Origin of the sequence: Actinomadura geliboluensis (assembly GCF_005889745.1) — a bacterium.
Taxonomy (GTDB): Bacteria; Actinomycetota; Actinomycetes; order Streptosporangiales; family Streptosporangiaceae; genus Spirillospora; species Spirillospora geliboluensis.
The window spans coordinates 1-8,047 of the sequence record NZ_VCKZ01000400.1; the positions used below are offsets into that span (position 1 = coordinate 1).

An 8,047-nucleotide genomic window follows, 5' to 3' on the forward strand; every position below is an offset into this window, starting at 1 on the left:
GTGGTGGACGGGGGTCAGGTGGGCGAGCGGAGCCCGCGGCGCTGCAGCAGCACGGCGATCACGATGATCACGCCCTTGGCGATGAGCTGGTCGCTGGTCTGCAGGCCGTTCAGGATGAACAGGTTGGTGATGACGGTGAAGATCAGCACACCGAGGATCGACCCGACGACGGTGCCGCGGCCACCGGTGAGCAGCGTCCCGCCGATGATGACGGCGGCGATCGCGTCGAGCTCGTAGAGGTCGCCGTGGGTGCTGGAGCCGGTGGTGGTGCGCGCCATGATGATGAGCGCCGCGATGCCGCAGCAGAAACCGGACAGCGCGTACAGCAGCAGGGTGTGCCGCCGCACGTCGATGCCGGCGAGCCGCGCCGCCTCCGGGTTGCCGCCGACCGCGAACGTCCGGCGGCCGAACGTGGTGCGGTTGAGCAGCAGCCACCCGGCGACCGCGACGGCCGCGAAGATGTAGACGACGAGGGGCAGCCCGAGCACCTTGGTGGTGGACAGCGCCTCGATGGCGTCGTTCTCGGGCCGGACGAGCTGGGTCTTGCGGTCCGACATCCGCTGCGCGAGGCCCCGCGCGGCGACGAGCATCGCGAGCGTCGCGATGAACGGGACCATCCGCCCGTAGGAGATCAGCAGCCCGGTCACGACGCCCGAGCCCGTCCCGACGAGGATCGCGCACAGCGCCATCACGGCCGGCCCGTAGGACTGCGTCGCGACCGTGGTCGCCCACACCGAGGCGAGCGCCATCACCGACCCGACGGACAGGTCGATCCCGCCGCCGATGATCACGAAGGTCTGGCCGACGGTGATCACGCCGATGGTGGCGGCGAGCACGAGCACGCCGACCGCGTTCCCGGACGTCGCGAAGTTCTCCGGTTCGGTGATCAGCCCGGCCGCGCACAGCAGCACCAGCGCCGCGACCAGCCCCAGATGCCGGATCTCGCCGACACCGCCACCGCCGGACGCGCCGTTTCCGACCCGCTTCGTCAGGGAGACGAAAGCCCCGTCGCGCCGCTCGTTAAGACCCGCCTTCGTCACAGGGCGCTCCCTTCCATGATCATGTTGAGCACGGCGGCCTCGTCGAGGTCGCGGGCGTCGCCGGTGTGCACGACCCGCCCCTCCCGGACGACGAGGACCCGGTCGGCGAGCCCCAGCACCTCGGGGACCTCGCTGGACACCAGCAGCACCCCGATCCCGCGGCCGGCCAGCTCGCGGATCACCGCGTACAGCTCGGCGCGGGCGCCGACGTCGACGCCGCGGGTCGGCTCGTCCAGGATCAGCAGCCGCAGCCCCGTCGCGCCGAGCAGCCAGCGGGCGAGGACGACCTTCTGCTGGTTGCCGCCCGACAGCGTCACCACGGGCCGCCGCGGGTCGGGCGGCCGGATGTCGAGCGACTCGATCTGGCGGCGGACGTCCGCCAGCTCGCGGCGGCGGTTGAGCCAGCCGAACGAGGCGTACCGCGACAGCCCGGCGACGCTGACGTTCCCGGCGACGGACTCGTTCAGCAGCAGCGCCTGGCTCTTGCGCTCCTCCGGCGCCATGCCCATGCCGCGCCGCACCGCCGCGCCGGTGTCGCCGGGGCGGACGGGCCGGCCGTCCACGAGCACCCGCCCGCGCGCGGGCCGCCGGGCGCCGTAGACGGTCTCCAGGATCTCCGAGCGCCCGGACCCGACGAGCCCGGCCAGCCCGACGATCTCGCCGGCGTGCACGGTGAGCGAGACGTCCTCGAACGCGCCGGGCAGCGTGAGCCCCTCGACGCGCAGCACCTCGGCCCGCTCGCCGCCGGGCTCGGGCCGCTCCGGGAAGACGTACTCGACGTCCCGGCCGGTCATCAGCGAGACGATCCGGTCGGTCTCGGTGGTCTTGGCGGGCAGGCCGACCGCCACGGCCTTGCCGTCCTTGAGGACGGTCACCCGGTCGCCGATCTCGCGGATCTCCTCCAGCCGGTGGGAGATGTAGACGACGGCGACGCCGGCGGCGGTCAGCTCGCGGATGATGCGGAACAGGTTGCCGACCTCGTCGTGCGCGAGCGCGGCGGACGGCTCGTCCATCACGATGAGCCGCGCCTCGTGGGAGAGGGCGCGGGCCATGCTGACGACCTGCTTGCCCGCCGCGGGCAGCCGCCCGACCTCGCGGCGCGGCGGGATCTCGCCGTGCCCGAGCCGGCCGAGCAGCTCGCGCGCCGCCCGCTCGGCGTCCCCGCGCCGGGTGAACCCGAACCGGGCCTTCTCGTGCCCGAGGAAGATGTTCTCGGCGACCGACAGCCCGTCGACCAGGTCGAGCTCCTGGTAGATGGTCGCGATGCCGGCCCGCATCGCGGCGGTCGGCCCGGCGAGCCGCACCGGCTCGCCGGCGAAGACGATCTCGCCCTCGTCCGGCTGGTGCGCGCCGGCCAGCACCTTGATCAGGGTGGACTTCCCGGCGCCGTTCTGCCCGAGCAGGCAGTGCACCTCGCCCGGGCGGACGTCGAGGTCGACGCCGTCCAGCGCGCGGACGCCGGGGAACTGCTTGACGATGCCGCGCATGAGCAGCAGCGGTTCCATTTCGGGGGCCTCCTCAGGACGCGGAGAAGACGTGGTCGCTGATGAGCCGCGCGCCGCCGACCACGCCGGCCGCGCCGGCGAGCTCGGACAGCACGATCGGCAGGTTGCCGGTCGCGAGCGGCGCGGACCGGCGGTAGACGACGCTGCGGATCTCGGCGAGCAGCGTGTGGCCGAGGCCGGCGACACCGCCCGCGATGATCACCAGGCCGGGGTTGAAGAAGCTGACCAGCCCGGCGAGGACCTGCCCGACGTGCCGGCCGCCCTCCCGGATGATGCGCACCGCGGCCGGGTCGCCCGCGGCGGCGGCCTCGCCGACGTGCTCGGCGGTCAGCCCGCCGTGCGCCTCCAGCAGCGCCGCGAGCGCGGGCGAGTCCCCCGACCGGGCCGCGGCCTCGGCGTCCCGGGCGAGGGCGGCGCCGCCGAAGTACGCCTCCAGGCAGCCCGCGTTCCCGCACGCGCACATCGGCCCGTCGTCGTCGACGCGGATGTGCCCGATGTCCCCGGCGCTGCCGGACACGCCCCGGTAGATGGCGCCGTCCACCACGATGCCGCAGCCGATGCCGGTGCCGATCTTGACGAGCAGGAAGTCGTCCACCGCCCGGGCGAGCCCGGCGTGCAGCTCGCCGAGCGCCATCAGGTTCACGTCGTTGTCGACGAGCACCGGGCAGCCGAGCTCCTGGCCGATCGCGTCCCGCACCGGGAACCGGTCCCAGCCCGGCATGATCGGCGGGACGACCGGCATGCCGTCGCGGAAGCTGACCGGGCCGGGCACGCCGATGCCCGTCCCGTGCACCTGCGGGATGAGGCCCTCGTCCCGCAGCTTGCCGAGCAGGTCGAGCGCCCGGTCCAGCACCACGGTGGCGCCCTGCCGGACGTCGCACTGCTCGCTGACGTGGCCGAGCACCTCCAGCGTCCCGTCGGTGACGGCGACGTCGATCGAGGTGGCGCCGATGTCGAAGGCGACGAACCGCAGGCTCGGCGCCAGCCGCACGATCCCGGACCGCCGCCCGCCGCGCGAGGCGGCGAGCCCGGCGCCCTCGACGAGCCCGAGCTCCACGAGCCGGTCCAGCTCCACGGCGAGCTTCGACCGGGACAGCCGGACGACGTCGCCGAGCTCGGCGCGCGACCGCGGCCCCTCGTCCCGCAGCAGCCGCAGCAGCCGTGCCTGATGCACGTTCTGCGGGCGAGCCGACATGCGCATCACGCCGTCCTCTCGGGATCCCCCGGGGCGGTGTGACCCCGGTCTCATGGCCGAGACCGTAACCCGCTTTCGCCGCTTTGAGAAGACCTTTTCACTAGATCATCCAAACTTTCTCCACTCAGAGGACAAAGTCACGGAAAGCAACGGCCCGCACCCCCCGCGCGAGCGCGGAGAGCACGGGCCGTCAGTGACGTGCTACAGCGGAGCGGCTACGCGTACTGCCTGCCGCTCATGGTGCGCATGATGTGCTCGACCAGGGTGATCAGCACGCGCTTGGCGTCCTCGCGGTCGCGCACGTCGCAGTTGATGACGGGCACGTCGGCGGGGAGGTCGAGCGCGTCGCGGACCTGGTCGGGCGAGTGGGCGCCGGCGCCGTCGAAGCGGTTGACGCCGATGATGAACGGCACGCCGCGCCGTTCGAAGTAGTCGACCGAGGCGAAGCAGTCGGCCAGCCGGCGGGTGTCGACCAGGACGACGGCGCCGAGGGCGCCCTTGGCCAGCTCGTCCCACATGAACCAGAAGCGGTCCTGGCCGGGGGTGCCGAAGACGAACAGCACGAGGCCGTTGGGCAGCGTGATGCGGCCGAAGTCCATCGCCACGGTCGTCGTCGTCTTGGACGCGACGGCGGTGGTGTCGTCGATCCCGATGCTCTTCTCGGTCAGTGCCTCCTCGGTGCGCAGCGGACGGATCTCGCTGACCGCGCTCACCAGGGTGGTCTTGCCGACGCCGAAACCACCGGCCACGAGGATCTTCACCGTCAGCGCGGACTCGCCCTGCTGGGCCGCCGCGTCAGAGCGCACGGATTCCATCGATCACTTCCTTGAGTACGCGCTCGCTGGGGAACTGCGCCACCGGCGCGGGACGCCGGACCTGAATCAGCGAGTGGTCGAGCAGGTCACCGAGCAGGACACGGACCACCCCGAGGGGGAGTTCCAGATCCGACGCTATCTCGGCGACCGACAACGGGGTGCGGCAAAGCTCCAGGATCATGTCATGTTCGGGCTCCGGCGCCCACGGCGCCGCGGGCAGCGCGCCGTCCGCGGGCTCCGGCGGGTCCGCGACGGCGATCAGCGCGACGAGGTCGAAGTCGTCGCCGTCGTAGTGCGTCCGGCCTCCGGTGACCGCGTACGGGCGGACCACGGGCCCCGCAGCGTCGTCGTACCAGGCCGTGCCGCCCACCTCACACGCCGCCCGGCTCGGCCGCGGCCACCCGCGGATCCGCGGACAGGTGCTGCCCGACCCGGGTGACCAGCATCGCCATCTCGTAGGCGATGATCCCGAGGTCGGCGTCGGCGGAGGCCAGCACGGCCAGGCACGCGCCGCGCCCGGCGGCGGTGACGAACAGGAACGACGACTCCATCTCCACGATGGTCTGCCGGACGGGGCCGCCGCCGAACGACTCCCCGGCCCCGCGCGCGAGGCTCTGGAAGCTGGCGGCCACCGCGGCGAGGTGGTCGGACTCCTCGCCGGCGAGGCCCCGGGACGCGGCCATCTTCAGCCCGTCGCTGGACAGCACCACCGCGTTCTGCACCGCGGCGACCCGCTGGACCAGGCTGTCGAGCAGCCAGTTCAGGTCACCGCCGGCTCCGCCCGGGACCTCCGCGCCGGAGTGCTGGGCTCGTGTCATGGGGTGTCGTCCTCCTGCTCGCCTGGGTTGGGCTCGGCCTGCGCTGCCTCCGCGTCGGCCGCGTCCTGCCTGCCACGCCGCCATCCGGCCTGCATGGCGGACATCATCGATCGCATCGCCTCGGGTGAGCGCGCCGCGTCGTCGTCTTGCGGAACGGTCCCGCCGCGGGGCGGCGGCTCGTCCACGGGGACGGGCGCGGCGAGCGGCATCCCGGCCGGCTCGGGCCCGGGCGGCGGCTCCGCGGGCCCCGCGGGCCCCGGAGGCGGCGCCTGGCCCTGGGCGGCGAGATGCGCGTCCACCCGCTGCTTGAGCTGGGGGGCCAGATGCGTCTGCCGCCTGCGCTTGGGCAGCTCGCCGTCCTTCGGCGGCGCCTCGGCGGGCGCGGGCGGTGCCGCAGGCGGCGGTGCCACCGGCGGCTCGGGCCGCGGCGGCGCGGGCCGCCGCACGGGCGGCTCCGGCTCGGCGACCAGCCGGACGACGCCGCCGGCCTCGACCGCCGGGCGCGCCGACGCCGACAGCGCGGCCGGCTGGTCCGGCAGCGCCCGCATCGGCCCGGTGGGGCGGCGCGCGGGCGGCTCCGCGTCGGCGTGCTCGACGATGAGGGAGCCGGGGATCAGCGCGATCGCGGTCGTCCCGCCGTACGGGGACGGGCGGAGCGTGACCGTGATGTCGTGCCGCTGCGCCAGCCGCGCCACGACGAACAGGCCGAGCTGCGCGCTGTCGGACGGGTCGAACTCCGGCGGGTTCGCGAGCCGCTCGTTGGCGGCGCGCAGCGCCTCCTCGGTCATGCCGAGCCCGCGGTCCTCGATCTCGATCGCGAACCCGCTCGGCACCGGCTGCCCGCTGACCCGCACCGGCGACTGCGGCGGCGAGAACGTGGTGGCGTTCTCCACCACCTCGGCGAGCAGGTGGATGACGTCGGCGACGGCGGAGCCGAGCAGCGCGATGCGCGGCAGCGGCTGCACCCGGACGCGCGGGTAGTCCTCGACCTCGGCGACCGCGCCGCGCACCACGTCCACCAGCGGGACGGGCCGGCGCCAGCCGCGCCCGGCGGACTTGCCGGCCAGGATGACCAGGCCCTCGGCGTGCCGCCGCATGCGGGTCGCGAGGTGGTCGAGGCGGAACAGGTCCGACAGCTCCGACGGGTCCTCGGTGCGCCGCTCCATGCTGTCGAGCAGGCTGAGCTGGCGGTGCAGCAGCGCCTGGTTGCGGCGCGCGAGGTTGACGAACACCTCGCTGATGCCGCGCCGCGCCGCGACCTCGCCCTCGGCGGCCTCCAGCACGGCCGCGCGGGCGCGGTCGAACGACTCGGCGATCTGCCGGATCTCGGTGATCCGGTAGTCGATGTCGGGTTCGGGCTCCGGTTCGGCGGGGCGCCCGGCGATGATCTGCGCGGCGAGCTTGGGCAGCCGCTCGGTGGTGAAGTTCACGACGCCGCCGGCGAGCGTGCGGCACTCGCGCACCAGCCGCCGGGACACGCGGATCGCGATGACCAGCGACACCACGATCGCGGCGAGGCCGAGGCCGCCGGCGAGGCCGAGCCGGGTGAACGCGCCGATCGCGATGTGCCGGCCGCGGGCGACGACCTCGTCCAGGATCTGGTTCTCCAGCCGGAACAGCTCGCCGTCGGCGGTGTCGGCCACCGACCGCCACACGGACGGCTCGATGACGGTGACGCCCCGCGCGGTCCGGGCCGGCTGCTGCCGCCCGTGCGCCTGCGTCGCGGACGTCCCGGCGGTGCCGCGGGCGGGCGTGCCCTGGGTCCCGGTCCCCCGGGCGGTGGACGTGCGGGTCCGGCGCGCGGCGGCCTGCGGCGGCTCGGCGCCGGCGATGACCTGGTCCTCCAGCCTCATCATCTGCATGAAGGCCGGGGACGCCATCAGCTTCTCGTAGCGGGCCCGGCCGGCGGCGGGCAGGTCGCGGGCGTTGACCTCGTGCATCGTGTGGTGCGCCCCGACGAGCTTGGCGAACTGGGTGCGCTCGGCGGCCGTGACGCGGCCCGCGGCGAGCGCCCCCGTCAGCAGGGCGTCCTCGCGGGACATGAACTCGCGGGCCATGCCGAACGAGGTCAGCGTGCGGACGCTCGCGGTGATGGACCCGTCCCCCGGCGTGGTCGAGCTGTAGATGGCGTAGCAGGCGTCGATGAGCTCGCTGTACTCGCGCAGGACGTGCGCGCGGCCGCCGGTGCGCTCGTCCACGCCGCGGCGCAGCGACGGCAGCGCGGCGAGCTTGGCGGCGAGCTCGTCCATGCGCCGGACGACCTCGGGCTGGATCGCGCCCCGCAGCCCGCCGTCGCGGGCGCCGGCGCGGAAGTCGTCGCCCGCCTCGTCGGTCGACTTGCGCTGGGTCTGCATCGCGCCCGGCTCCACGCGCGCGCCGCCCAGCTCGGTCATCGACAGCCGGCGCTCCTTCTGCAGCGCGTTGATGAGCCGCTGCGTGGGCAGCACCGTCTTCTGCTGGAACTCCCGGCTCTGCAGGAGCTGGTGCGCGTCGCCGTAGGTGATGCCGGTGAGGAAGCCCCACAGCGAGGCGAGCGCCAGCAGCGGCACGAGGACCAGCAGGATGATCCTCGCCCGGATGGAGGAGAAACCGCGGGCCTTCACCGCTGGCGGACCCTGCTCACTGGCTCGTCCTCCTGCACTGGATCGTCCGGGCTTGGGGGGCTTGGCATTGG

7 protein-coding genes are annotated in these 8,047 nt (G+C 74.2%); all 7 read right to left on the minus strand.

Translation table 11 applies throughout. The features are described 5' to 3' along the window. Positions 1-14 precede the first annotated feature (14 nt). The 7 genes from ETD96_RS36340 to ETD96_RS36370 all read right to left on the minus strand — a co-directional run bounded on the left by ETD96_RS36340 (position 15) and on the right by ETD96_RS36370 (position 7,976). The gene (locus tag ETD96_RS36340; RefSeq protein ID WP_138641005.1) at positions 15-1,040 is read right to left on the minus strand and encodes an ABC transporter permease; all 1,026 of its coding nucleotides are present in this window, start codon (positions 1,038-1,040) and stop codon (positions 15-17) included. Then, positions 1,037-2,545, minus strand: coding sequence for a sugar ABC transporter ATP-binding protein (locus ETD96_RS36345; RefSeq protein WP_138641006.1), 1,509 nt, complete (start codon positions 2,543-2,545; stop codon positions 1,037-1,039). The genes ETD96_RS36340 and ETD96_RS36345 overlap by 4 nt, the downstream gene beginning before the upstream one ends. A gap of 13 nt (positions 2,546-2,558) precedes the next feature. Beyond that, positions 2,559-3,746, minus strand: a complete 1,188-nt coding sequence (locus ETD96_RS36350) for an ROK family transcriptional regulator (protein WP_205719615.1) — start codon at positions 3,744-3,746, stop codon at positions 2,559-2,561. A 209-nt stretch (positions 3,747-3,955) separates the two neighbouring features. Continuing rightward, positions 3,956-4,555, minus strand: coding sequence for a GTP-binding protein (locus tag ETD96_RS36355; RefSeq protein WP_138641007.1), 600 nt, complete (start codon positions 4,553-4,555; stop codon positions 3,956-3,958). After that, on the minus strand, positions 4,536-4,925 hold the full coding sequence (locus ETD96_RS36360) for a DUF742 domain-containing protein (RefSeq protein WP_205719616.1): 390 nt from the start codon (positions 4,923-4,925) through the stop codon (positions 4,536-4,538). Before ETD96_RS36360 ends, ETD96_RS36355 begins: the two co-directional genes overlap by 20 nt. 1 nt (position 4,926) lies before the next feature. Then, entirely contained in the window at positions 4,927-5,373 is a 447-nt protein-coding gene (locus ETD96_RS36365; RefSeq protein WP_138641009.1) for a roadblock/LC7 domain-containing protein, read from the minus strand. Continuing rightward, positions 5,370-7,976 carry a sensor histidine kinase gene (locus tag ETD96_RS36370; RefSeq protein WP_138641010.1) on the minus strand — a complete coding sequence of 869 codons (2,607 nt, stop codon included), beginning with the start codon at positions 7,974-7,976 and terminating at the stop codon, positions 5,370-5,372. Before ETD96_RS36370 ends, ETD96_RS36365 begins: the two co-directional genes overlap by 4 nt. Between the last annotated feature and the right edge of the window lie 71 nt (positions 7,977-8,047).